At 50.1% G+C, this 24,885-nt stretch carries 27 protein-coding genes; 9 read left to right on the forward strand and 18 right to left on the reverse strand.

Annotated features, from left to right (window positions below; translation table 11 throughout):
* The 16 genes from OXG87_04215 to OXG87_04290 form a co-directional block, all read right to left on the reverse strand.
* A partial coding sequence (locus tag OXG87_04215; GenBank protein MCY3868737.1) for a hypothetical protein occupies positions 1-181 on the reverse strand: 181 nt, incomplete at its 3' end.
* A 139-nt stretch (positions 182-320) separates the two neighbouring features.
* Positions 321-2,807 (reverse strand): ABC transporter permease, encoded by a 2,487-nt coding sequence (locus OXG87_04220; GenBank protein MCY3868738.1) that lies wholly within the window; start codon positions 2,805-2,807, stop codon positions 321-323.
* A gap of 359 nt (positions 2,808-3,166) precedes the next feature.
* Positions 3,167-3,625: a GNAT family N-acetyltransferase gene (locus OXG87_04225; protein ID MCY3868739.1), complete on the reverse strand. Its 459-nt coding sequence runs from the start codon at positions 3,623-3,625 to the stop codon at positions 3,167-3,169.
* A gap of 198 nt (positions 3,626-3,823) precedes the next feature.
* A complete protein-coding gene (locus OXG87_04230) occupies positions 3,824-4,714 on the reverse strand; it encodes a phosphotransferase (GenBank protein ID MCY3868740.1) in 891 nt (296 codons plus the stop codon).
* A gap of 163 nt (positions 4,715-4,877) precedes the next feature.
* Entirely contained in the window at positions 4,878-5,207 is a 330-nt protein-coding gene (locus tag OXG87_04235; protein MCY3868741.1) for a GNAT family N-acetyltransferase, read from the reverse strand.
* Positions 5,208-5,456: 249 nt separating this feature from the next.
* Positions 5,457-6,170, reverse strand: a complete 714-nt coding sequence (locus OXG87_04240) for a hypothetical protein (GenBank protein MCY3868742.1) — start codon at positions 6,168-6,170, stop codon at positions 5,457-5,459.
* 294 nt (positions 6,171-6,464) lie between these two features.
* The gene (locus OXG87_04245) at positions 6,465-7,178 is read right to left on the reverse strand and encodes an HAD family hydrolase (GenBank protein ID MCY3868743.1); all 714 of its coding nucleotides are present in this window, start codon (positions 7,176-7,178) and stop codon (positions 6,465-6,467) included.
* Positions 7,179-7,181: 3 nt separating this feature from the next.
* Positions 7,182-8,708: a hypothetical protein gene (locus OXG87_04250; GenBank protein MCY3868744.1), complete on the reverse strand. Its 1,527-nt coding sequence runs from the start codon at positions 8,706-8,708 to the stop codon at positions 7,182-7,184.
* Between the two features lie 201 nt (positions 8,709-8,909).
* Entirely contained in the window at positions 8,910-9,164 is a 255-nt protein-coding gene (locus tag OXG87_04255; GenBank protein ID MCY3868745.1) for a methyltransferase domain-containing protein, read from the reverse strand.
* Positions 9,165-9,299: 135 nt separating this feature from the next.
* Positions 9,300-10,043 (reverse strand): type I methionyl aminopeptidase, encoded by a 744-nt coding sequence (gene map, locus OXG87_04260; protein MCY3868746.1) that lies wholly within the window; start codon positions 10,041-10,043, stop codon positions 9,300-9,302.
* Between the two features lie 120 nt (positions 10,044-10,163).
* Positions 10,164-11,054 carry a sulfotransferase gene (locus OXG87_04265; GenBank protein ID MCY3868747.1) on the reverse strand — a complete coding sequence of 297 codons (891 nt, stop codon included), beginning with the start codon at positions 11,052-11,054 and terminating at the stop codon, positions 10,164-10,166.
* A 217-nt stretch (positions 11,055-11,271) separates the two neighbouring features.
* Entirely contained in the window at positions 11,272-12,033 is a 762-nt protein-coding gene (locus OXG87_04270; GenBank protein ID MCY3868748.1) for a metallophosphoesterase family protein, read from the reverse strand.
* A gap of 1 nt (position 12,034) precedes the next feature.
* On the reverse strand, positions 12,035-12,964 hold the full coding sequence (locus tag OXG87_04275) for a phosphotransferase (protein ID MCY3868749.1): 930 nt from the start codon (positions 12,962-12,964) through the stop codon (positions 12,035-12,037).
* 383 nt (positions 12,965-13,347) lie between these two features.
* Positions 13,348-14,097, reverse strand: coding sequence for a UvrB/UvrC motif-containing protein (locus OXG87_04280; GenBank protein MCY3868750.1), 750 nt, complete (start codon positions 14,095-14,097; stop codon positions 13,348-13,350).
* A 114-nt stretch (positions 14,098-14,211) separates the two neighbouring features.
* On the reverse strand, positions 14,212-15,264 hold the full coding sequence (locus OXG87_04285) for an Ldh family oxidoreductase (GenBank protein MCY3868751.1): 1,053 nt from the start codon (positions 15,262-15,264) through the stop codon (positions 14,212-14,214).
* A 48-nt stretch (positions 15,265-15,312) separates the two neighbouring features.
* Positions 15,313-16,464, reverse strand: coding sequence for a hypothetical protein (locus OXG87_04290; GenBank protein ID MCY3868752.1), 1,152 nt, complete (start codon positions 16,462-16,464; stop codon positions 15,313-15,315).
* Between the two features lie 146 nt (positions 16,465-16,610).
* On the opposite strand from OXG87_04290, the gene OXG87_04295 reads away from it, so the two are divergent.
* Positions 16,611-17,624, forward strand: coding sequence for a Gfo/Idh/MocA family oxidoreductase (locus OXG87_04295; protein ID MCY3868753.1), 1,014 nt, complete (start codon positions 16,611-16,613; stop codon positions 17,622-17,624).
* Positions 17,625-17,630: 6 nt separating this feature from the next.
* On the forward strand, positions 17,631-18,869 hold the full coding sequence (locus OXG87_04300; GenBank protein ID MCY3868754.1) for a 4-hydroxy-3-methylbut-2-enyl diphosphate reductase: 1,239 nt from the start codon (positions 17,631-17,633) through the stop codon (positions 18,867-18,869).
* Between the two features lie 7 nt (positions 18,870-18,876).
* Here the strand turns inward: OXG87_04300 and OXG87_04305 are convergent, their stop codons facing one another.
* Positions 18,877-19,335 carry a helix-turn-helix transcriptional regulator gene (locus OXG87_04305; protein MCY3868755.1) on the reverse strand — a complete coding sequence of 153 codons (459 nt, stop codon included), beginning with the start codon at positions 19,333-19,335 and terminating at the stop codon, positions 18,877-18,879.
* 70 nt (positions 19,336-19,405) lie between these two features.
* On the opposite strand from OXG87_04305, the gene OXG87_04310 reads away from it, so the two are divergent.
* From OXG87_04310 to frr, 6 genes are all read left to right on the forward strand, one after another.
* Entirely contained in the window at positions 19,406-20,206 is an 801-nt protein-coding gene (locus OXG87_04310; protein ID MCY3868756.1) for an SMP-30/gluconolactonase/LRE family protein, read from the forward strand.
* 395 nt (positions 20,207-20,601) lie between these two features.
* Complete coding sequence (gene rplM / locus OXG87_04315) at positions 20,602-21,033, forward strand: 50S ribosomal protein L13 (GenBank protein ID MCY3868757.1); 432 nt, start codon at positions 20,602-20,604, stop codon at positions 21,031-21,033.
* A 28-nt stretch (positions 21,034-21,061) separates the two neighbouring features.
* A complete protein-coding gene (rpsI, locus tag OXG87_04320) occupies positions 21,062-21,442 on the forward strand; it encodes a 30S ribosomal protein S9 (protein MCY3868758.1) in 381 nt (126 codons plus the stop codon).
* Positions 21,443-21,551: 109 nt separating this feature from the next.
* Positions 21,552-22,307, forward strand: a complete 756-nt coding sequence (gene rpsB / locus OXG87_04325; GenBank protein ID MCY3868759.1) for a 30S ribosomal protein S2 — start codon at positions 21,552-21,554, stop codon at positions 22,305-22,307.
* A gap of 23 nt (positions 22,308-22,330) precedes the next feature.
* A complete protein-coding gene (gene tsf, locus OXG87_04330; protein MCY3868760.1) occupies positions 22,331-22,930 on the forward strand; it encodes a translation elongation factor Ts in 600 nt (199 codons plus the stop codon).
* 30 nt (positions 22,931-22,960) lie between these two features.
* Positions 22,961-23,518, forward strand: coding sequence for a ribosome recycling factor (gene frr, locus OXG87_04335; GenBank protein MCY3868761.1), 558 nt, complete (start codon positions 22,961-22,963; stop codon positions 23,516-23,518).
* Between the two features lie 82 nt (positions 23,519-23,600).
* Here the strand turns inward: frr and OXG87_04340 are convergent, their stop codons facing one another.
* Positions 23,601-24,116 (reverse strand): hypothetical protein, encoded by a 516-nt coding sequence (locus tag OXG87_04340; protein MCY3868762.1) that lies wholly within the window; start codon positions 24,114-24,116, stop codon positions 23,601-23,603.
* Between the two features lie 112 nt (positions 24,117-24,228).
* On the opposite strand from OXG87_04340, the gene OXG87_04345 reads away from it, so the two are divergent.
* Positions 24,229-24,885 (forward strand): serine hydrolase (locus OXG87_04345; GenBank protein ID MCY3868763.1); only part of this gene is annotated, 657 nt, incomplete at its 3' end.

Below are 24,885 nucleotides of genomic sequence, written 5' to 3' on the forward strand. Positions count from 1 at the left end.
CACTGGCTTCTCGTGCTTTGAAAATGCTTTCGATACGAGCGAAGAGTCCAATCCCCACGTCTTCAATAAGCTCTTCGTCTACTATGCCCTGTGCATCAGTTGCATAAAGGCGGGCTATTTTTTCTCTTGGAACTCGACTTGCCCAAGTTGGCCTGTCGTGTCTTGGTTTCGGGTTGCTCATGTATTCCTTAGAGATTTTTCAGGTTGGTCCATAGGGAGCGGAGCCGGTCAACCGGCTGTTACACGCAGTTTTTTGGGTGGCACCTACATCAAATTACAATCGGGGCGGGAATAGAGCAGGCGACATCAGCATGTTTTTTTTATTCATTCCGCAAGGCATCTACAGGATTTGATCGAGCTGCCTTCATTGTCTGGAAACTCACTGTGATCATGGCAATAAGGAAAGCCAAGATACCACTTAACATAAAGAACTCAAATCCAAGATCTACCCGATACGCATAATTCTGAAGCCACTGCCACAGGGCATAGTAGCCAATCGGCCAGGCCAAGAGATTTGCAAGTGCGACCAACTTTGCAAAATCACTGGATAGCAACATAACAATATTGGATACAGACGCTCCCAATACCTTGCGAATGCCGATTTCTTTTGTACGGTATTGCGCACTCAATGTGGCCAACCCAAGTAACCCCAAGCAGGCAATCAAAATACCAAGGGTTGAAAAGAAACCAAAAATATAGCTCAGTTTTCTTTCATTTTTATAGATTCGATCCAAATTCTCATCAAGAAAAGAAAATGTGAATGGACGATTGGGTATATACCTTTCCCAGACTTTTTGTACAAATGCCAGTGTTTGAGATAAATCTTCAGATTTGACCTCTAGGTATAGTAGCCTTGCCTCATGAAATTCTGCAACCAATACGAGTCGTCCGATTTTTTCGTCAAGAGGTTTGTAATGAAAATCTTTGACAACACCGACGACTGTGCCGGAGCGTAGTCCATCTGGGTAGAACGTGCCTCCAACCTTCCAGGCAAATCGTTTCCCTATTGGATTTGTCCAACCCAATTGCTCGACCGCTGTTTCATTCAAGATAAACTGCTCGTCTAATTTTTCCCTCAGTCTTTGCGGGTTTGTTGTTTCGGCATATGATCGCGTGAAATTCCGGCCTGATACGCATTTAATGCCATAGAAATCTAGAAAATCCTCATCCACGATTATCACATCCATACTGTACGTGGATTTTCCTTCGGGATGGAATGTCTCTACTGTTGCTCCTTCTCCAACAGGGCCACGGGTGGTTGTTGCTCTGAGAATATTGGGATGCGTCGTGAATGCCTGCTTGATGGCGTTGTATTGGCTCTTGAAAAGCGTGGGATTGATCATCTGGTTGCTATTCGCTGCCTCAAAAATTGGAACTTCAATAATCTGCTCGCGGTCGAATCCCAGATTCTTATTTCGAAGAAATTTCTGTTGACTGTAAACACCCCAAGTGACAACCATCAATAAAATGGCAAGAGCAAATTGTCCTACAACCAAACTCTTGCGAAGCCGAGTAGAGACGTTTGTAGCGGATTTACCTCTCAACATTGAAACAGGGCGAAATGTCGATAAGACAAATGCCGGATAACTCCCTGCCAGAATACCGACGATGAATATAAGACCGAAAAGGCTGAGCAATAACTGGGTTGTGTTGACATTGAGTGTAATAGCGCGATCAAAAAACGAATTGAAAGTTGGCAATGCCAATTCTACCAACACCAAAGCCAAGATAAGCGCCATACAAGCAAAAAATATAGATTCGCCCAAAAATTGTGTGATGAGCTGCAATCGGTTTGCACCGACAACCTTACGAAGCCCGACCTCTCGCCTCCGCCCAATTGCACGAGCAGTTGTTAGGTTTATAAAATTCACACAGGCAATTACTAAAATAAAAATAGCAAGCAAAGAAAACAAATACACATTTTGAATGTCACCATGAGGTTTACTGGTCTCTGGAGTACCACGATTCTCAATTTTGATGCCATAATCATGATTGGAGTATAGATGGATGCGGTTTAGGGGCTGCAAATGATATTGAATGTTATTTGCAGCTGCTTCGCCCAGGTATTTCGGAATCAGATCTGAAAGTTTGCCTTCAAGTTGATTCGCATCATAACCTTCTTTAAGCAAAATATAGCTTTCTACAGGACGCCCCCCTCTCGGTTTCCAAGCCATCCATTTTTCTTGCCATCGCCCATTTTTAGTCGCCGATAAAATATCGAACCGAATGGCCGTCTGCTCAGGCATATTTTTTAAGACGCCTGTAACGTGATGCGCATAATCTTTGTCGTCTTCCTCGATCAGAATGGTTTTGCCAATCGGATTTTCAGTGCCAAACAGTTTGTGTGCAAGTCTTTGAGTGATTAAAACGGAACCTGGTTCTGAGAAAACCGTTTCGGGATCGCCTTGAATCAGTGGAAAGTCAAAAACCTGTAGAACATTCTCGTCTGTAAGGCAAAAGGCTTGTTTGTATATTCTCTTATTGTCAGCAATTATTGTTCTTTGCCAGCGATGGATACGCAAAGCCTCAGAAATTTCAGGATATACATCCTGATTCAAGACTTCTACGAGACCTCCTAATGTGCGCTCACTAAAAGCTGCTTGGTCAACTGTTTTAGTCTCTCGAATCACCCTGTAAATTTGATCTCGATTCCTTTGGTTCTGATCAAAACCTAATTCATAGTCGATATAGAGGCCTATCAGGATACAACAAGCCAAACCAATGGCTAATCCGATAATGTTCAGAGCTGAGTAGAAACGATGGTTTATCAGGTTTCTCAGCATTATTTTGAGATAATTTTTCAGCATGTATCTGCCCTCAAAGAAGTGATTTCGGTTATTGGCAATTTCAGTTCTCATGAAATCAACATAATGGATGCACTCTGGGGATTATTGAGGTAGAGTATGAAAAGGAGGTTGGGGTGGAAGGCTGTTCTGTCTTTGCCTGTCTGCTACAGGTGTTTTGTTTTTCTGGGGCGGGGAAAATTGCGTGTAACTACGGGATTAACGAACTGTTACGGTAATTCATACCAAATCTATGTATCTCCGACCTTGCGGGAATTCTTCTCTTCAGAGGTTGTATCCCGAAGATGTGAGCCCACTCACTAAGAAACATAAGCGACGCCGCGTGAATCGCTGTGTTAAATGTAGTGATATCTCGGCTTGTTTCAGTCGCTCTGTTTAAGTGCAAATTCTAATAAGGGAATAGTGCGTCCCGGAATCGCCCCGGAAGTTACTTCTCCAATTCGAACGGAACCTCTTGATAAATAAAATGATTCTGCATATGGGTCTGAGGGGATAGACAATTTGTGAAAACCTAACTGTCTCGCTTGATCAATCGCATGATCCCAAAGTCTCTTTCCATATCCCTGGCCTATTTTGCTTGGCTCAATAAATAAATCAGACAGTTCGAGTCCATTCTCCCTGATTTCTAACCTATAAAAGCCGACGACCTGTCCCATTTCTTCTACCACATAGACGGTGTGATGGCTAATATCTTGTTGGGTATAAGTTAGATCCTGGCGGCATGCTTCAAGAAAATCTGCCTCGTAGTTCCAATGCGCTTTTGAGCGCATTGCAAGGTTACTCAATTCTTCATTTTCGTCAGCTTTTGCAGTTCTGATCATTGGCGTGATCCCGATAATATGTATTTCTCATTACATTTAACGGTTTATGGCTTGCGAACCGAGCAGGGGGTGGACGAAGGCCGACGGCTCTTGAAAAGAATCCCCGCCAGAAAACTTATCTCGCAGGGATTATATGGTGTAGAAATGGTTGATAATGGCAGACTAAATTTGTTTGTCTACCAAACTTGGGACCTGCCATCAACGCACCTGCCCCATAGGCCATTCCGAGGTCGGCCTACCTTCCCACGTTGATCGCCTGAAGAATCGTCCGCCTGGGGGGCGGCTAAACCAGCTACTAATTGCGATTCCCCAAAAGTGCTCAAAGGATCTGTCTTTTAGATTTGCGTCACAGTATGCGTAGTGCGACAAGACCTCGTCGAGGAATGACTCTCCGTATATCCAGAACCCATAGAAATCCTTAGCGGGATCCGTGATTTCGATGTCTCCCCAGTCTATGATCCCAGTAAGTCTTCCGGTCGAGGGATCATGATAGATGTGTTTGTACCAGAGGTCGTTATGAGCCAGCACAGGCTCGTATGAATGATTGATGCTTTCACTTCTCTCAATCCATGCTTCAAAAACATCGCGGACCTCACGTTGGATCTCGTCAGCCCGTTCAGCGAATAGCTCCTTCCACATCATGCGGCGTCTAACCGATGCATCGCCCTCTTCTACGCCGAGGCTTCGTGCCTTCGCGACCGGGTAGCTGTGGAGTTCGCTGATGAAAACACCCAGCCTCTGAGCGGCCTCGCTGCGGTTCGCTTTGGAAAGTCTCCAAAACCGCCACGGCGAGAGCCGAGTCCCCGAAATTGTGTGGTATCCAGCAAAATCTGACGCCTTCGGCACGAATGCATAGTCGGGAATGGGTATTGCCTTCAAGTTGATTCTAAGGGCATCCAGGACGATCCGCTCCCTCGTCAGATTTGTTTCCTCATCGTTCTCGAATCGGAAAGCGATGCCATTGTCCAACAGAATCATTACATGATCGGGATCGGCAATGGTCTGAACTCTTCGGTAATTTGCCCACATGAGATCTGGAAAGGCGTTTCTGATTCTCTCCAGGTAGTAGCTGGAAGCCAATGGGGGCATGGGGACCTGCCAAAGAGGATTAACTACCGCGATTTCCGCTAACTGTTGGGTGAAGGCCCAAAGCCGTGTACAGTCGTGTTATGCGGTGTGCTCACTTCATTACGGCGGGAGAAGCTCTGTGGAAAGGTTCCGCAAGCCTGGAGTTAGTGACCGTGCTCCCTCCCTACTCACGCTCCACGAAATACTTCTTAAATCCACGACTCGTCCCATCTTGCATTCCAAGGCTTCTATAGAATCCCACCTGATCTTCGTTTGGACCGCTGAGTAACTGTAGCTTGTAGCAGCCCTTCTCTTCGGCAAGGTTAATCGCAAATGTCATCAGTTTTTTCCCAAATCCTTTGCCTCTTTGTTCGCGTGCAACAACGACATTCTCGATGATAGCCCAAGGACGCCCTTCGTAAGTAAAATTCGGAACGATTGCCATTATGAGGGAGGCGACTATTCCCTTGTCCGATTCGCCCACAACAATGAATATGTTGCCGTAGTCAGACATCTCATCGAAGATCCGGATCGACTCTTCGAGTCCGAGAGTCTTAGCCGAAAGACTATGGGGGCGGCTCGTGATCTGAGGAAAGAGATTTAGCAGAGATTCGACGTCTAATCTGGTCGCAACTCGGCAAGAAATGTCTGAATGATTCATCCGGTGACCTTTCTCGACTTCGGCATGGCCACTAACGTCTTGCGATGCCTGATGTTGCCGTAGCATAGCGTAGGCAATGTGTCCGGCGGACGGGTTGATTAATTAGCGCTTTTGTCGATCACGCCTCCTGGCGAGCATTACTTCTCGTACCCTCCTCTTCAAGCGCTCCCGTTCTGTCTTTTTTGCTTTCTTCCGGTTGCGTTCCTTGGCCGCTGAGGCATATTGCTCTCTACTCGTCCTCACCTTGTCCAGCCATTCTTGTCGTGTGGACAGGATCTCTGGGCTACTCTTGGAACCATAGCTGAGATTGTTCAGGAAGTCGATTATCTCGTTAGGCTTCCCGCCGATGAGATCGCGTGCTCCCGGCCCCGACAGTCCGCCTTCGAGTTCCCAGTGATACCTGTGAATCAGAGTATCGATCAGGATCATTTTTTCTTGAACTGATCGCGCGACCCTATACTTTTGCACGTATTCTTTAAGGAACGCAGTCATGCCGGATGCAATAAGGTGTTTGCCTCGAAACGACTTCTGATATTCGGCCCACGTCAATTCCCAGTTACACGATTCACAGCGAAGTAAGAACTCCTTGTCGAAGTTGTGCTCAAGCCCACGTTGGCAGTGGGGACATCTCGCGAGCCCGTTGTTCGCATCCCTTGCTTGGAAAATACTCTCGATTCTCACAAGCAGGCCAATCCCCACTTCGTTGATTAGCTCTTCATCCCGGATTCCTTGAGCGTCCTTAGCATAGAGCTCCGCGATTTTCTGCCGGGGGATTCTACCCGCCCAAATTGGCCTGTCGTATCTGACTTCAGTCACTAGCTTTTTCTCCAGATTGCCCAACAGATGCCCTACGCGAATCCAACATAATCATAGAACACGCTTCTTTATGATGTCGATTTGCATTTACTCCTCCACCATCCATTGGATCCGTCAGTGCTTCGTAATCTGAAGATGCTGATAGGGGTTGGTTTTTGTCTTGTCTGCATACCGCTTCTGAGATTTTGCCAATGCCACATAACGTTTCAGTACTCCCGAACCACGAAGCGGTTGGGCGAAGAGCCGTATGGCCCGGAGCCGGGGGCACGGTGTTAGAGGCTGTGGTGGAGCATTCTATCGCTCGAGGATTTGAGAGATATTTGTTACGATTCGATCAGGGGCAGCAGACTTCGGCAAGCCCTTGCCTTCAAAATCCACCCAGATTGCGTAGATCCCAAGACGCTGAGGGGCTTCCACGTCCCATTCCAGATTGTCTCCCACCATCCAGCTATCCGTTGGCTCAACGCCCAATTTCTTGAGGGCCTGGAGATACACACGTTCATCAGGTTTCCCTACTCCGAATTCACCCTCGACAAGGATGTATTGAAAGAAGGCCGACAGACCGAATTTGTCGATCTTCCGTCTCTGACCCTCCGCAGTCCCATTTGTGATCATAGCCAGAGGAACTCCCTTGTCCCCAAGTGTACGGAGGGTCTCGATGGCTCCTGGAAACGGGGCAACCATGTCTTCTCGCTCAGACGTGTATGAATCTGATACTTCGATCACCAAGTCAGGATCATCGATCCGTAGTTGACGAAAAGCTCCTGAGACGATCTCTCGCCGAGCACTCCGTAGATCAAGACGTCCTCTGTGATGTCTCTCCGCGTCTGCCCAAAACCAAGTACGGCTGGCTTCTATGGCCTCGAAGAGCTCCTCAGGGGTTTGTCCGCCAGTTCGTGGTGCAAACTTCCTACATATTCTTCGCCAAGTCGGATCTGCACTTTCGGAGAACGCGAGAATCGTATCGTCCAGATCAAATAGGATGGCTTTCGGAAGATTGTTGTTCATTTACTATCTCCATCCGTCGAATGCTACACCATTGCATCTAACCGTTCTGGCCACTTGCGAACCCACCGAGCGCAACGAAGGTGGGTTGCCGAAGGCCGAATGGGAGAAGCCGTGCACAGTCGTGTTATGCGGCGTGCTCACTTCGTTACGGCGGGAGAAGCTCTGTGGAAAGGTCCCCCGGGAACCTCTCTCTTTGATTTGCGCCACAAAGTCATCAATCTCAGCCTTACTCAAGATCTCATTTTTGCCTATAATAAGCCTGCCACCCAGGTGAGCCAGGTTCTCCAGTCCTCTCAGACTTCTTAGTCGTGGATTGTTGCTGATTTCCAAATGGCCGCCGATGGATGCAAGATGCTCCAGGCCTTCCAGACTCTCCAGTTGTTCGTTCTGGCGTATGTAGAGGAAGCCTCCAATTTCCTTTAGTGCTTGCAGACCATTGAGCACAGCAAGGTTATTGTTGCCCGTAACATGTATGCCGCGGGAGACGTACCGTAGGCTTCGCAGCCCCTGCAAGTCTCGCAGGGAGTGGTTAGATACGATCAGCAAGCGACCATCAACAGACTCAATCCTATGAAGCCCCTCCAGCGACGCCAGCTTTGGATGGCCGTCCACGCGGAGATCCCTTGGTACAGTTTTGATTCTGTTTAGGGATGCAATACTCTGTAGTGAGTCGTTGTGGAGCATGTAAATGTCTCTGCCCACTCTTTCTACATTGAGCCCATCCAGGTTGAGCAGGTCGGGATTCCGAATAAGCTTCAGGTCTCGGGCTACATTGGCGATCGTCTCACATTGGGTAATGCCATGAAGACCATCACACCGGAAGATGCATAGATCACCGTATGTGGCAGCCAGACGATTGTGCGATATGTCCTTCTCCTGGAGGCCTGGCGATAGGTGGGAAAGGATTGTCGTCAGGTATTCAGGCCATTGATGGTCGGTCATATCGATTCTGCATACTCGGACGTCCAGCTTGCCAATTAACTCATCCGTCATCTCTCGAAACGCGGTATAGAGTTGGGCGTAGCCAGCGAATCCTCTCCACCCATTCCTCTTAGCCCGAGCCCGTGTGGTGACCTTGAGGTTGATCTGGGTATTCTCCCAGCGATTTCCCCGGTCATCACAGGTACGTCGCAGGAAACTCGGCACGTCAGACTGCATCAGATAAACCACAGTCGGGTTGAGTTGCGAAACTGCATCAATGACTCCTCGAACGTAGTTCTCGATTGTGACCAGTTCAACGTCGTTGAAGAACAGCTCTGCCGTATTGCGATGAAATAGCTGGCCATCGAGGACGGTGACCGAATCGTTCTGCGCTCTTGAGGCGGTGAAGTCTCGCCATCTTTCCAGACTCTCCTCTATCTGGCAGGCCTTGCCTTGCCACTCCATCCGAGTTGGATGATTTGGATCCTTCTCGTGAATGTGTGCGACTGGTATCCCGTTTCGTTCAAGCTGCGAGCAAAGGAACTCTGCTGTATTGGTCTTTCCGGAGCCAGGGATTCCTTCCACAAAGATCAACTTGGTGTCCAGCAAGGCAGCCTCCAAAATGACTGTAGTGCTCTGCCCAAAACGGCCTCTCACGAGCTTGTTGGCTCGATTACATAAACACCAGAACGGATGCAGTTCTATGTGGACGTGTTAAGCACCCTGTGGGGGACCGGATAGAGGTTTTCCCAACCTCATGAGTAATAACATCGGCCAACCAAGATCAAAATCTTCTGGAAACTCAGTAGCTTACGCCATCATTTCTGGAGCGAAGTCAATTGCGGTCACCCTGGCACCTGCTTCTGACAGATAGAGGGTATGACGTCCCGTACCGCAGCCGATATCAGCGACGCTGAGTTCTTGGACATCCCCCAACAGGGATCGCAATAGCGGCTCTTCCAAAATGATCAAGGAATTGTCCTGCGTATCGTACGTCTCAGACCAACGAGCGTAGCCTTGCCGGACAGGTACGGTTTCAAGGTCGGCCCCAGACCCGTCACTCATGTTGTATGCCTCCAGGATAATGCCGGTGGTCCTGCCCAAATTTAATACTCAAAATGGTGGCGATGATCTCTGCTGTTTCTCTTGTTCGTGCCAGTGGACTGCTGAAGATTCGTGCGATAGCAGAAGTCAAGCCGCTCAGGCCGCAGTTAGCAAAATAGGCCGGCCATCGGTAATAACGACAGTATGCTCAAAATGAGCCGAAAGAGATCCATTTGAGGTTTTCACTGTCCAGCCGTCGCAATCTTCAACGGCTTGGGCTGGATGCTCGGCAATCATAGGCTCAATGGTGATCACAAGACCAGTCGTAAGCGGCTTCGAATCGAGCGGATTGTAGGTGTTTGCAACGATGGGATCTTCATGGATAACCCGACCTACCCCGTGCCCTGCAAGCTCACTGACAACCCAGAATCCCTGTCGTTTCACCTCGTGCTCTACGGCATGGCCGATGCAATTAATCGGTTTGTTTGCACGAGCTACGGCCACCGCCTTTTCGAATGCCGTACGGGCACATCGACACAATCTATCGGCTTTAGCGGAATATGGAGGAATCGGGATGGTGGTTGCTGCATCTGCAATGTAGCCGTTCAGTTCGGCGGTGACATCCAGGCTTACAATGTCACCCTGTTCCAGCACTCGATCCCCCGGAATACCGTGAATGATCTCATCATTGACACTGATAAGATTGACACCAGGAAAACCGTAAAACAGCCGAGGTGCGGACATTGCCCCGTATCGATTGAGCACCGACTCACCAACGCGATCGACTTCTGCTGTTGTTACTCCGGCGCGAACAGCACCCGCCATTGCCTTTAATGTGGCGGCGACCACCTGCCCTGCCTGTGCAAGGCCCTCGAAATCCTCAGGACATTCTATCGACAATGAACAACTCCTTTTTGAAGGTGATAACTCTCAATATTGATTTCTACTAACGTTTCAGTGCCCTCAAACCGCACAACGGTTGGGCGGAGGGCCGAATGGCCCGGAGCCGGGGTGCTCGTGTTAGGCGTTCGTTGGCCCAGACTTGTCTCTGTAGATCCTTGCTTGCCGCTCGCTTGTGACCACAGTTTCTCTCCATCCAGGAGGCAATGGAAAATCCTCTGGACGAAATGGTTCTGAGGGTATCACAGTTTTGCCAGCAACGAAGCCATAGAGATTTGCCAAGTGTAAGTTGGCCTCCGGTGTTACGCCGCTACGATTGTGCCAAAGTTGTGGATCAACGGCCCCGGCCATCGCAGAGGTACTCAACGAACCCGAATCTATCATTCCGCACTCAGCGTTGAGGAACATCGCCAGTTTTCGGGCCTCGTTGGCAGGATCTTTCATCAGCTTTTCATACGACAGAAAAATCTTCGATACCACATCTTCCGTGTTGCTGAGGATGAGAAGCATGATGTAGTGCCACCTCAAGAGATTGGCTTGGATAAATGGATCCTTGTCTCGTGCATCGCTGGGCAGTGTGAACTTCGCCCACGATCTTGCAGTATCTGATGGATTTCGGACACACACGACGTAGATGGGATCCTTCCAGATACGGTTCCAGAACGGAAGAAAGAAACTGAGGGCCGGATCTTTCCAGACCCAGGACCTTCCTCCCTTCTCCATCTGAGCCACCAGCTCGGCGGCCCTCTGCCGATGATGCGGATCGGAAGCTTTTTCGGAAAGCCTCTCCTGGAAGCCAGGGGCCCACCAATTCACACCCAAATTGGACAAGAAATCCCAGATAGGGAGATACTCAAAGTAGCCTCTGGGATTATGGACATCAGCCTTTCGGAGACGCTCGGGTTCTCCAGGATATGCCCCCCACGCCAAGATCATCTCCGCGGCCACGGAGGTTCCGCTTCGTTCCGGCCCTATGACGATAATCGGGCGCACCTGCGCCACGGAGTTCATAGACGAAGCCATTTGGGAAAATGAAACCCCTCTCTGGGCCAATGACGCCTAACGTTCCCGCCGTGCGCGAACTGCCGGAGGCAGTTGGGCGGAGGTGCGGATGCACCAAGCCACACACGGTCGTGTTAAAGGTTCGGGCACACATTGTTACACGTCTGGCGGCCCCATCGCGCCTATCACGGACAGACATACAGCGCGTACCATCAGGCTTCCGATTCTACATTACCGGCCTGAATCTGGTTTGAAGAATCCTTTGGGCTGACAACTCACCAAAAGGTGCACCACAACACCTGACATCCTCCACAACCTTGTGGTAATCGTAACTCAATCTGTGATTCTCCACATGCCATTCCTGCCCATCCCACCACACTCTGGCATATCCGATTCGATGATCCCCATCAAACGGAAACCCAACTGAATCAATGATGCTATATCGCTGACCGCACGGAACGCCATAGGACGCGTAGTGAAGGTGGCCTGCCACAATCAGATTGGCCTTCGCATCCCCCAGCAGTGTCCTGGCCTCCTCTTCTGGCGTAACGGTCAGAAGCCTGAACGGATCCTGATCAGGTTGAAGAACCAAAAAACCGGCCACATCAGTAGGCGTTGCGTGGACAATGAGAAGATCATCCTCCGGAGACTGCCCTCCTGGTGGCGTTATCCGGTGCTCAAAGGGCAGACCCTTCAGATAGCTCAAGCCATCTGTTCCTAGCTTCTCTCTCACCCAGTCCAGTCTTTCCTCGGAATACTGTTCATCAAAGACCAACAGGTCTGCGTTCCCGTAAATCGTGGGAGCACCCAGATTTCGTATCGTGTCAAGACTCTCGACTGGGCGGGGTCCGTTCAGCACCAAGTCGCCAGCGACCACCAGACGATCATAGGATTGGCTTTGCAGATCCTCAAGGACAGCGTTGAGTGCAGCGACATTGCCGTGAATATCTGCAATTACCGCAACTGAATATGACAGGGAATCATTCATTTCACATCTCCAAAATTCGGTATTGAGACAAAGGCCAATCGGAAAGTGGCCTTTTCGTCCATGTCGATGGATGGAAAAAGTGACCCGCAACGCCTGATATGCCATCCAGTGAATCGAGCCAGATCTGAATGGCGATTCCCCAGAAATGCTCGAAGGAGCGATCCCTAAGACCTTGCGTAGCCAGATCATAGTGGGAAAGCACATCGTCCAGAAAGGCCTCACCGTACACCCAGAACCCATAGAAGTCCTTTGCTGGATCTGATATCCTGATGTCTCCCCAGTCAATGATGCCCGTCAGCTTCCCGGTTCGGGGATCGTAGTAGATATGTTTGGACCAGAGATCGAAGTGGGTGAGGACAGGTGAGAAATCGTGGTTGATCTCTCCACTTCTTTGAATCCAACCTTGGAATACGTCTCGCGTTCGGCGATCCAAATCCTTCCAACGCTCCCTCATGAGCCTCCTCGCCATCGAGCGATTGCCAAGCGATTTATCCCTTGCCTCTACGCCCAGCTTTCGCACCGGTTCAAGCGGAGTCTTGTGCAAAGCGCTGAGAAAGCGGCCCAGTCTCCTTGCTTCTGAATGCCGTCTTGCTTTCGACAGCCTCTGGAAGCGCCAGGGAGAAAGACGTGTTCCGGGAATAGTCCTGTAGCCAGCGAAATCGTTCGACGACTTTGGCACGTATGCGTAGTCGGGTATCGGAATATCACTCAACCGAGGCCGGATGAGATCGAGGACCGCCCGCTCTCGCGCAAGATCCGTATCCTCATCTTCCACGTCGTTCTCAAACCGAAACGCGATGCCGTTGTCCAGCAGAAACATCACGTGATCAGGTCGGCTGTGTGTCTGAACTCTTCTGTAATTCGTCCACTTGAGGCGCGGGAATTCCTCCCTGATTCTCTGCAAGTACCACTGCGTCTTATGTGGTTTCATCTGGCCTGCTCCAAGTGAGTGCCCGATCCAAGATGCTTTTCAGTTTCCGCTAACTACGAGATTAACGAACAGTTATGGTAATACATACCAAATCTATGTATCTCCGCACATGCGGGAATTATTCCCTTTATTGCGTGCCTCTAACCATCGCTTTAGGGAACGTTGGCTCTCTCCTGACGGTCGGCCAGCCCATACATTTTCGATGCTAATATCTTCACCCAGATCAGGCCTTAGAGACTCATCGTCGATAGAGATACGCTCCGCAAGTGCTGGTTGGCCTGTAATAGATGTTATTGCTTTACAATGATTTAGATACTAAAAGCCCACAGTCAAGAGACGTGGGCTTTTAGTGTAATTTCTACCTTTCGCACTGGTTTTATAGATCAAATTTCGGTCTTTTCCTTCAGGGAGAGAAGTTGATCGCGCAGTTCTGCGGCGCGTTCGAAGTCTTCGAGGCCCACGGCTTCGCGGATCTGGTCGCGCAGGTCCTGGGACAGGGATTTGGGTCGGTCGCGGCGAATCTCGTCTGCCCATTCCCGGAGGAAGGCGATTTCTTCACTTTCGTCAATGAGGTCGTGCCGATCAAATTCCCTGAAAAAGGCTCGGAGTTCGTCAATGCCTTCGTCAATTTTTGACAGTGCCATGTCGTAGGCTTCGCGTTCGAGATACATCAGGACTTCAGCCCTTACGCGGTGTCCAATGACAAAGGGACGATAGTGCTCAAACGCCACACGGTCTTCCTCGTCTTCTGCGTATTCTTTGACAAAGTCGAAAAGTTCGAGGTTGCGTTCGGCATCTTTTTTGGCGTTGAGATATTCGCCTATTTCGAGAAAGCTAATGCGGCGATGATAATATTGGAGGGCTTCCATCTGGAGTTCCATACAGTTTTCAGAATTGAGCGCAAAGTTTTCTGGACCGCGTTTTTGCGCCAGCGCTTTGTAATAGTGCAAGAGCGATTCATACCCTTCGGGCTGTTGACCGTCGGGGCGGCCGGTGACATCCATTTGTAAGATGCCCATTTCGATGCGGAGTTGAACTTTGGCGCGACCATCATTTCCTCTGATTTTGCGAACACACAATTGCCCGGGTTCACAGGGCCAGTCATCCAGAAGTGGCTGAATATCTTTACTCATCGGTGCATATCCTCCATTGGTAAATTGGCTGAGGACAATAAGCTCGAAAGCAGTTTACGATAATCACTATATGTTGTCAAGAAATTAGCGGGAAGAGAGGGTGCTCTTCACGACTCATCGTACTTCAGGTATTGACACACTCAGTTCATTTGCTGTTTCGACTGTGTTGTCCCAGGTCTCGTCTTCGATAAAGACACCTTCGGCTTCGCGTTTGGCGCGTGTGTCGTGTTCGATTTCCCCTGGGAGATAGATTTTATCGACGTCGGGCTGGGTTCGAGAGGACTTGATCCAGTCGCAGAGACGGCCAATTTCGTTGAGATAGTCAGAGAGGTCGATAAAGCTGTCGATTTTGATGGCGATGGCGATATAGCCACTGCCGCCTCGCGTGGGTTGTTCAGAACTGCATCCCGCCCAGGAGAGACCGCCCGCGATGGCGTCAATCATCATGCCCAGGCCATATCCCTTGTGGCCCTGAGGCCCGCCCAGAGGCAGCATCGCCACAGCGTCACCGTTACCTTTGAAGCGATTGGGGTCATTCACGGAGTTGCCGTCTGCATCTACGAGCCAGCCATCGGGTGTTTGTTGTCCGCGCGCGCGATACACATCGACTTTGCCACCGGCAGACATGCTGGTGGTTATGTCGAGCATGAGGGGAGGACCGTGGGGGGTGGGGGCACTGAAGGCGATGGGATTGGGGGGGAGACGTCGGCTCGTGCCGCCAAAGGGAGCGGTGAAGCGTCCGCCGCCATTGAGCATGAGCAAGCCAATGCAGTTGCGTTCAGCCGCTTTGGGCGGATAATCGCCCAGGCGTCCGATATGACTGGATCGGTGAACGGCTACGGCGCCGATGGTGTGTTCGAGGGCGCGGTCGGTAGCCATTTGCATGGCTTTGTGGGCGACGACAATGCCGATGGTGCGCTCGGCATCAATGACGGCTGAGACCGGGGTTTCTCGAATAATTTTGAGTTCGCGCACGGGTTTGATGTTGCCGCTTGTGATGGCGCGAATATAGCCCGGCGTGCGAATAACACCGTGCGAATCGTGTCCGTAGAGGTTGGCATCCACGAGGTGGTCGGCTACGATGTGAGCCTGGTCTTCTGGAAATCCCGCAGCGCTGTAGAGTTCGCGTTGCAGGGTTCGGAGGTGCGTTGCGTCGATAATGGGCATATAGTATATGTCCTTTCGAAAAAGATGGTGGTGTGGACCAGAATTCGTCTATTGGATCGCCTGACGAACCCAATCGAGCGCGGAGAGCGGCATGATGCCGTAGTTGTAAAAGGCGAATTTGGTCACGCCTTGTTCTCGGGCTGCCTGAAGATTGGCACAGAGGGTCTCTGCATCGGGGGAGGCTGGGGGATAGGCTTGAAGTCCGACGACGAGTTGGTCTGGACTCTGGAGGATGGGTAAGAGTTCAGAGACTCGCGTTCTGGTGCGTTGGGGATCAGCAGTATAAGAAAGAATTTCTACGCTGTCAGCAATTTGTGCAATGGCTTTGGGATTCGATCCCGTGATTGTTGAATCACCCATCAAGATATAGGAGAGCGGGACATCAACGGACGCTTTGAGTTCGCGCACGAGGGATGTGACAATTTCTTCGCGCATGGCGTCAAATGCTTCGAGGTCTGGTATTGTACTTTTGAGGTCTGTGATCGTTTCCCGAACGGGTTGACCGGTTTCAAAGGCCGTGCGGATTTTTGCGGTGACAGCGCTTTGTAGCTGGGCAATGTCGATATTGGCTTCCATCGCCTGTTTTTTGCAGCTATCGCAGAAACAGAGCGAAAAGAGGTAGCGTCCGCCAGAACTTAGATCAATACCGTGTTTTGCGTGGTAGTGCAGATGGCCCCAACCAGAGTAGGCGAGGGTTTCGCATTCGAGGAGGGAGATGCCGTAGTTGAGAACCAGATCGCGAGAGAGCGCGATGGCAAAGGCGCGCACGTCTGGGTTTGCCGGGCAGAGGGCCGATTTGCTGATGTCACCTGTGCAGCGGACTTCGGCACATTCGGGATGGGATTGCGCCTGATGGGAGTTGTGAAAATAGACGGTCCATGAATTGAGATTTATACCAGCGGATGCTGCGGCTTTTGCTGCTTCGCCCCACCAGTTTTCGTTTTGCATCAAAGGGCTAACATGTGGTTTGATTGCGCCGTAGAGCGATTCCTGTGGTTCGAAATAAATTGCTGATTGTGAGACCTCGAGTGTGTTATTGGCGGGGAGATGGGGACGCAGCATGTCAAAGGTGTGGTAAGCCGATGCCAGGTTGATGGCGTCGAGTTTAACTTCTTCGCGAAGTTTGTGGAGAACGGCGTCATAACCTTCGTCGCGCAAATCCCAGGGATAAGTCCACATGGTGGCGTTGAGTGCAGGCATTGGGATACTCCTTTCTCTGTTTGAAACATGGTATTTTCATTTTAGATAATTTCAAAGTGATTTTTGAAACGGGTTGAAAGGGGATTGACTTTTTTTCTAAAATATGGTATAACCTGTTTTGTATTCAATACTGTTTGGAGGAATGGATGGCAAAACTCGGATTGGGTGTGATTGGATGCGGCAATATGGGCGCGAGCCTGGCCAATGGTGCGCGGGATCTGGACTGCGCTGAGGTGGCTTGTGTCAGCGATGTAGATAGTGAAAAAGGCCGAGCACTATCTGAGAAAATGGACTGCGATTACGAAGCGGATTATCACAATATGCTGGCGCGGGAGGATGTGCAGGCGGTCATGATTGCCACGCCGCCGTTTTTGCACATTGATCCCACGATTGCAGCAGCCCAGGCGGGCGTGCATGTGTTTTGCGAAAAGCCCATGTCGCCGACGCTGGCAGGGTGTGATGCGATGATCGCCGCGTGTGAGCAAGGTGGGGTCGAGTTGGGTATTGGGCTGGTGTGTCGCTTTCACCCTGTGCATCGCAAGGTGCGCGATTTGGCTCGTGGGGGCGATTTGGGAATGCCCTTGTGTTTGATGGTGCATCGCCTGGGCGGTGGCTGGGGCGGTGTGTGGTCTGCATCGTGGAGAAAGTCAAGGGATAAAAGTGGCGGTACGCTAATGGAAGTGAATGCGCATGAAATTGATTTTATGCGTTTTGTGATGGGCGATGCGGAATCGGTTTCTGCGGCGGGTGGGCAGTTCGTGCAGATGGAGACGGATTTTCCAGATGTGGCACTCGTATCGATCCGATTCAAAAACGGTGGGGTAGGCGTATTGCATTCGAGTCAGGCAAGTGCTATTGGCGGTTATGGCGGGCGGTTGGATTGCGCCGAAGGCTCGGTGGTCTTTCCTACGTTTTGGGGTGGTGAAGGCGGTTTGCGCTACAAGAGATACGACGGTGGTGAAACGGCGATTGCCGCGTCGGAGTTGTCGCAGGATGAAAGCCCGGTGAGCCAGGAGATTCGCGCATTTTGCGAAGCGGTACTCAATGGTGAGGATCCGCCAGTGTCTGGTGCAGATGGTCGGGCAGCCGTGGAGATTGCGCTGGCTGCTTATCGGTCTATTGAAACGGGCGAAGCGATTGCGCTCCCATTTGAGGAATGAGACATCATGGCGCGAAAATTTGATATTCCAGAATTTTACAAAAGTCCGATTATTTCGCGGGTTAAAAGAGCGCGACAATTATCGGATCCCAAAAAGCGCGATTTGCAGCCCTCGGTCCTAGATTTTGGGCCTGTGAGGTTTTTTTTAGCGCGGCATTTTGGGTTTTGCTTTGGCGTGGAGAATGCCATTGAAATTGCGTATAAGACCCTGGAAGCCCATTCGGACCGGCGCGTGTTTTTCCTGAGTGAGATGATTCACAATCCCAATGTGAATGCAGACTTACAGGATCGCGGCGTGAAGTTTATGTTTACGCCGTCTGGGGAACAGCTCATTCCGTGGGACGAGCTTGTACCCGAAGATATCGTGGTGGTGCCTGCTTTTGGTACAACTGTGGGAACGCAAGAGGAGTTGGCTCGGCGGGGGATTGATCCATATCAGTACAATACCACATGTCCATTTGTCGAAAGGGTGTGGAAGCGCAGTGCCCAATTGGGAGATGGGGATTATACTGTTATCATTCACGGGAAGACCATACACGAAGAGACGCGAGCGACTTTTTCACACGCGGTTCAAAATGCAGAGGTCGTAGCTGTACTGAATTTGAAAGAAGCGCGTATTCTATCAGATATTATTCGGGGCAAACGCGATCTCGGTGCTTTTGAACGGTATTTTAGACATAAGTGCTCACAGGGATTTGACCCCAGCATCCATTTGTCGCGCATTGGTGTGGTGAATCAGACGACGATGTTGGCTACTGAAACGCATAAAATCGCCAGAATCATTCGGCAGGCACTTATAGATCGGTATGGAGTGGAGAATATCGAAGATCATTTTGCGGATACATCAGATACGCTTTGTTATGCTACCAATGAAAATCAGAATGCGACATACACGCTTATCGAGCAGGGGGCAGACATCGCTCTGGTTGTAGGGGGCTACAATTCTTCGAATACATCGCATATTGTGGAATTGTGCGAGGAAGCCATGCCGACGTTTTTTGTGAAGGATGCCGGGGAGTTGATTTCAGGACGCGAAATTCGACACTATTGCCTCAGGTCGCATGGGGTGGAGATTGCCGAGAATTGGTTGCCCGATAAGAGACCTGTGGATATTGCACTAACATGTGGTGCTTCATGCCCCGATGCCGTGGTAGATGGTGTGCTGTTGCGCGTGTTGTCTTTTTTCTCCGATGCACGGGATGTGAATGATGCGTTGGCGCCGTACAGGGCGATGGAGCCTGTGTAATACGGGGTTACTCCTCTCCTAACACTTCGAGAAGCCTGCGAAGTTTTTCCAGTGACTCTTTTGTTTGCAAGCGTAGTAGTGCAAAAAGCACGGCTTTTCCGTCTTCAGAAGACAGTAAAATATTCAGTTCTTTGAGTTGTTCTGTTGTGAGTGTGTTAATCCGGTCGCTTACAATACTACTCAACTCGGGATCGCGTTCTTGCGGATAAACGATAGTTGTTTCGGGATTTATACCCAAAAGGACCTCCGGCGAAACGCCCAGAGCCGTAGCAATAGCGACCAGGGTATCGGTTCGGGGCACTTTTGTCCCTGCTTCAATGCGAGATACTGTTGCCTGATCAATATTGGCCGCATTGGCGAGGTCGAGTTGAGACCAGTTTTTTGCGTGCCGTAATTCCCTTATTTTTTGTCCAGTTACGATCATGAATAAAAAATAAGGTAATTTTATGGATTTATTTATGTTCATAGGCATATATTGTGATTAAAAATATGTATTTATGCATATTACACGTTTGTATTTTTGGATTGGAGCCGCTATGAGAAAAATGTATTGGACAGACCTGAGGACTTCTAAAATTCAGTGTGCAAATGCAGACGGTTCAGATGTCAAAGATCTCGTTGCTAATGGATTGCGTATTCCAAATAGCATCGCCATAGATGGAGACGAGGGTAAGATGTACTGGACGGACGCTGGAACGTCCAAAATTCAGCGTGCAAACCTGGATGGTTCAGATGTCGAAGACCTCATTACTACTGATGTATATCTTCCAGGTGGAATGACAGTACATGGAAAGAAGAAAAAAATATATTGGACAGACGCGGCCTGGGGAGAGACCATGGGGTGCAAAGTACAACGAGCGGACCTGGATGGCTCTCATGTCGAAACTCTTGTTTTCACCGAAATGAGTATTCCCAACGGTATCGTCCTGGATCTGGACATGGGTAAGATGTACTGGACAGACTTGACTAAAATTCAACGAGCGGACCTGGATGGCTCTCATGTTGAAATCCTCGTTTTCACCGAATTACTGCCATTGGGGATTGCCTTAGACGTGGGTGAAGAAAAGATGTACTGGACGAACTATAAGGGTGCTGGCGTGTCTAAAATTCAATGTGCGAATCTGGATGGCTCCGATGTTGAAGATCTCGTTACCGTGGGCCTGGATCGCCCATCGGGAATTGCTCTGGATGTCGTCAAAGGGAAGATGTACTGGGGGGACTATGACAACTATGGCACAGCCAAAATTCAATGTGCGAACACAGATGGTTCAGATGTTGAAGATCTCGTTACTGCGGGATTGGATCGCCCTTCGGGTATTGCACTGTGCTGCTTCTAATACTTCCCCCTTTTCAAGGGTTGACTTTCGCTTTTGCATGGGCTATATTGGAACCACACAAGAAAGGAGGTGGTCGAATGAGTGAAATGACCAGTGGAGGTGGCTGTCGTTAGGTGCGCCTCTGCCAGGAGCGGGAATAGCATCTCGAATGGTAGCGCACCTGGCAATCCAAGACAGCCATCGAGCGGTTTGTTATCTGCCACATTGGCGATTTTTTAACAATCGCGAGGCAGAAACTTCCGTCAGACGATGCGCCGCACGGAGATGGGTCGGTTTTCCGACACCCGACGTGTGGCGCTTTTTTGTGGGTTTCTAACTTGACAAAATTGGATTATACTGTACCTTCAAAGGCTTAAAATACTTTGCGATTTCAAAATTTGGAGAGGAAATGAGCGATGATGACACCGAGTGCCAAAATAGGCGATGTTGAACAAACCTGGTATGTTGCAGATGCAGAAGGCAAGATACTGGGGCGATTTGCCAGCGGCGTTGCCCGAATTTTGCGCGGCAAACACAAGCCTTTTTATACCCCCCATGTTGATACAGGGGATCATGTGATTATTGTAAATGCCGAAAAAATACAGGTGAAGGGCAATAACAAAGCCCAGCAGAAGGTTTATACGAGTTATAGTGGGTATCCCAGTGGGCTTAAGAAGCAAACGCTGGAAGACGCGCTGGAAAAGCGCCCCACATTTGTACTTGAGCACGCAATTCGGGGGATGTTGCCCCACAACAAATTGGGGCGGCAGATGATCAAAAAGGTCCGTATTTACGCCGGTCCAGAGCACCCACACCAGGCTCAGTCTCCTGAGCCTATTGATTTATAGAGGAGGTGATTATTTGGCAGTTGAACCAATGAGTTCTGCTACGGGACGTCGCAAAACATCAACGGAGCATGTGAAACTTTTCCCCGGGACGGGGGCGATTACTATCAATGGTCTTTCCGCGCTTGATTATCTCAAACGGGAGACATTGGTGATGATTATCGAACAGCCCTTAGATGTGACCGAGACCCGGGGGACTTATGATATTGTTGCCAAAGCAAAGGGGGGCGGCTTGACCGGCCAGGCCGGTGCCGTGCGATTGGGTATTGCGCGCAGTTTGCAAAGCGTGAATACGAGCAATCACAAACCCCTGCGCCAAGCGGGCTTGCTCACGCGCGACCCGCGCAAAGTGGAACGAAAAAAACCCGGGCAACCCGGCGCGCGCAAAAAGTTCCAATTTTCCAAGCGTTAAACCAGAGTTTTTCTGGATATCACATGCATCCTGATTGCTTCATGGGTGCCAGATGGCAATGCGGCAAGATGAGGGATGCAGAGGACAAACCCAAAGTGCAGGAGGTGACATGGCTGTTGTTTCAATGAGGCAACTGCTCGAATCTGGCGTTCACTTCGGGCATCAAACCCGGCGGTGGAATCCAAAGATGCAGAAGTACATTTTTACAGAACGCAATGGTATTTACATTGTCGATTTGCAAAAGACGCAGATGCAGATCGAAGCGGCATATCAGGCTGTACGCAAGGCTGCCGAGACAGGCCAGCCAATTCTTTTTGTCGGTACGAAGAAACAGGCTAAAGACATCATTTTAGATGCCGCTGAACGCTGCGACATGTTTTTTGTCAACAACCGCTGGTTGGGGGGCATGCTGACGAATTTTCAAACTATTCGGCAGAGCATTCGCCGCCTGGACACGCTGGATAAAATGGCCAGCGATGGCACATACCAGCAGTTGACCAAAAAGGAAGTGTTGCGTTTGGAACGCGAGCGCGATAAGTTGCAGAAATCCCTGGGTGGGATCCGCAGCATGGGGCGTTTGCCAGCACTCGTATTTGTCGTGGATACCAAAAAGGAAAAAATCGCAGTCGCCGAAGCGCGTCGTCTGGAAATTCCGCTTGTGGCGATTGTCGATACCAACTGCGACCCGGACGAGGTTGACCATCCCATTCCGGGCAATGATGATGCAATGAGGTCTATTGCGCTGATTACAAATTTGATGGCCGAGGCCGTGATTGAGGGGACAACTGTTCGACAGGATGAAGAAGATGTCCCTGCGCCAGATACGGGCCCAGAGATTACAGAAATTGATCCCAGCAATAATTAAATCAAAAGAGGATGGAGATTGAAATGGCTATTTCTGCAAAAATGGTTCAGGAGTTGCGTGCCAGAACCAATGTGGGCATGATGGACTGTAAACGAGCGCTTGAAGAGGCCGATGGCGTCATGGATAAGGCTGTTGAGTTGTTGCGTAAACGAGGCATTGCCAAAGCCGAGAGCAGAGCGGGACGTCAGGCCAAAGAGGGAGCGATTGCGTCGTACATCCATGCGGGAAGCCAATTGGGAGTTTTGCTCGAGATCAATAGCGAGACCGACTTTGTAGCGCGTACCGATGAGTTCCAGACGTTTTCAAAAGACGTGGCTATGCACATCGCCGCTGCTGCACCTCTTGTTGTGAATCGCGAGGACGTAGATGCCGAAATGCTGGAAAGGGAAAAGAGTATTTATCGCGACCAGGCACTCAGCGAAGGCAAACCCGAGCACATCGTGGATCGAATTGTGGAAGGCCGCATGGAAAAATACTATCAAGAAGTGGTCTTAATGGAGCAGGCTTTTGTCAAAGATCCGGACAAAACCATTCAGGATCTGCACTCAGACCTGGTGGCCAAGTGCGGCGAAAATATCACCATCCGCCGATTTGCCCGTTTTGTCCTGGGTGAGGAGAGTTAAGCGTCTATTAATGCCCAGAGGAGGTGCGCCGTGATTGATGAGATTATGGCTGAAGCGCGAACGGCCATGCAAAAGTCTGTGATAGCCCTGCAGAATGAAATGGGTACAGTACGCACTGGGCGTGCCAACGCGCATTTGCTGGATCAAATTCGAGTCGAGTATTACGGTACACAGGTGCCGATTAATCAGGTCGCTACGGTGGGCGTGCCAGAACCGCGTTTGATCGCGCTTCAGCCCTGGGATAAGTCGGCGATTCCACTGATTGAAAAGGCAATTCTGGAATCGAATTTGGGATTGACGCCGACCAATGACGGTACGATTATTCGGTTGCCCATTCCGCAGTTGACAGAAGACCGCAGGCGAGAACTGGTGCGGGTGGTGAGACAATATGCCGAAGAAAGCCGCATTTCGGTTCGCAATACCCGTCGCGACGCCAATGAACTCATCCGCGATGCACAAAAAGAAGGCGAGATTCCCGAAGACGATGCCAGGCGCACAACAGATCGCGTGCAGGATTTGACCGACGATTTTGTCGCGAAAATCGATGACGTGTTAAAAGAAAAAGAAGAAGAAATTATGGAAGTTTGATGCGAAACGAGATCTGCTGAATTGAAAAGGCCATCTCCATTGCGAGGTGGCCTTTTGGTTTTTGAGTCTGTGCCCCGGGTCCTTAGTATTTGATCGCATAGACCTCGACAAATTCGCCGTAGTGCCAGACGTAATACGCCGTGCGATAGTGCGATTTGGATCTGCCTGTTCGGGCGGCGCGTTCGACGGCTTCGGGAGGGTTGACGATCAGGAGTTTGCTGTCGAGGCGAAAACGAAAGCCCAGATGCGTGACGAAGGGCGCGAAGATTACACTGCCTGTTCGCACGTCGATAACGGCGAATTGCTGGCATTCTTCGCCGCAAAACCACCGCACAATGGTTTGATCGCCCGCAAAATTGGGACCGATTTTGGCACCGTGAATCAATCGGTCTTTGAATCGAAGCGCGCGCGGATGGCTCACGAGATTGACAGGACGCGGTTTGTCTTTGTAAATTTGGTATTCGGGAATCGCAAACTGTTCAAATTCGGGTTTTTCAGTCACGCGGTCAGGGGCGTCGGGTAACTCGAGTTCGGGCATACAGGCAAACAACATCAAAAAGAGAACGGGATGGATGGACTTGTATTTTGGCATGCTCATGCGTCATTTCCCGGTGATGATAGAAGCCGTTGGTGCTATTAACTACGCACCAAATGGGTGTTTCGTCAATATTTACCCAATTAAAAATAGATATAATCTTGTGAGGTGATCGATGAGAGACAAACTAAATGCGGTTGTTCAAGCGCACAATTTTTCGGGTGTGGTTCTCGTCGTGCGATCGGGAGATCGATTATTGGCGCAGAGATATGGGATGGCTGATTTGGAAAACAATGTGCCAAATGTCCTTCATACCAAATTTCGCATCGGTTCTATAACCAAGACATTTACTGCAATGGCGGTGATGATATTGGCAGAGCAGGGCAAACTCCAAATAGACAATTTGCTCTCTGAGTATTTACCGGACATTCCCGATCACTGGAGGGGAATCGCATTACACCATCTGCTGAGCAATACGTCGGGGATTTTACACGTGTGGGAACTGCCCGGTTTTTCCGATACCATGTCGCTGAAAGCAACCTCTGCCGAGACAATTCAAAAAGTTTTGGACCGGCCCCTCGTGGCGGCGCCGGGCACAAAATACCACTATAGCGGAACGGGATTTTTTGTATTGTCGCGAGTGATCGAAAAAGTGTCGGGTCAATCATATCAGACTTTTTTGAAAGCGCACATATTTGACCCTATAGAGATGACCGATACGGGATGCGATCATCCCGATCCAATTTTGCCACATCGCGCACGCGGATATGCACCTGCAGAGAATGGCGTGATCAATTCGCCGATGATCTATATGCCGATACTGACCGGTGGG

It is taken from the genome of Gemmatimonadota bacterium, from assembly GCA_026706845.1.
Lineage (GTDB): Bacteria > Latescibacterota > UBA2968 > UBA2968 > UBA2968 > VXRD01.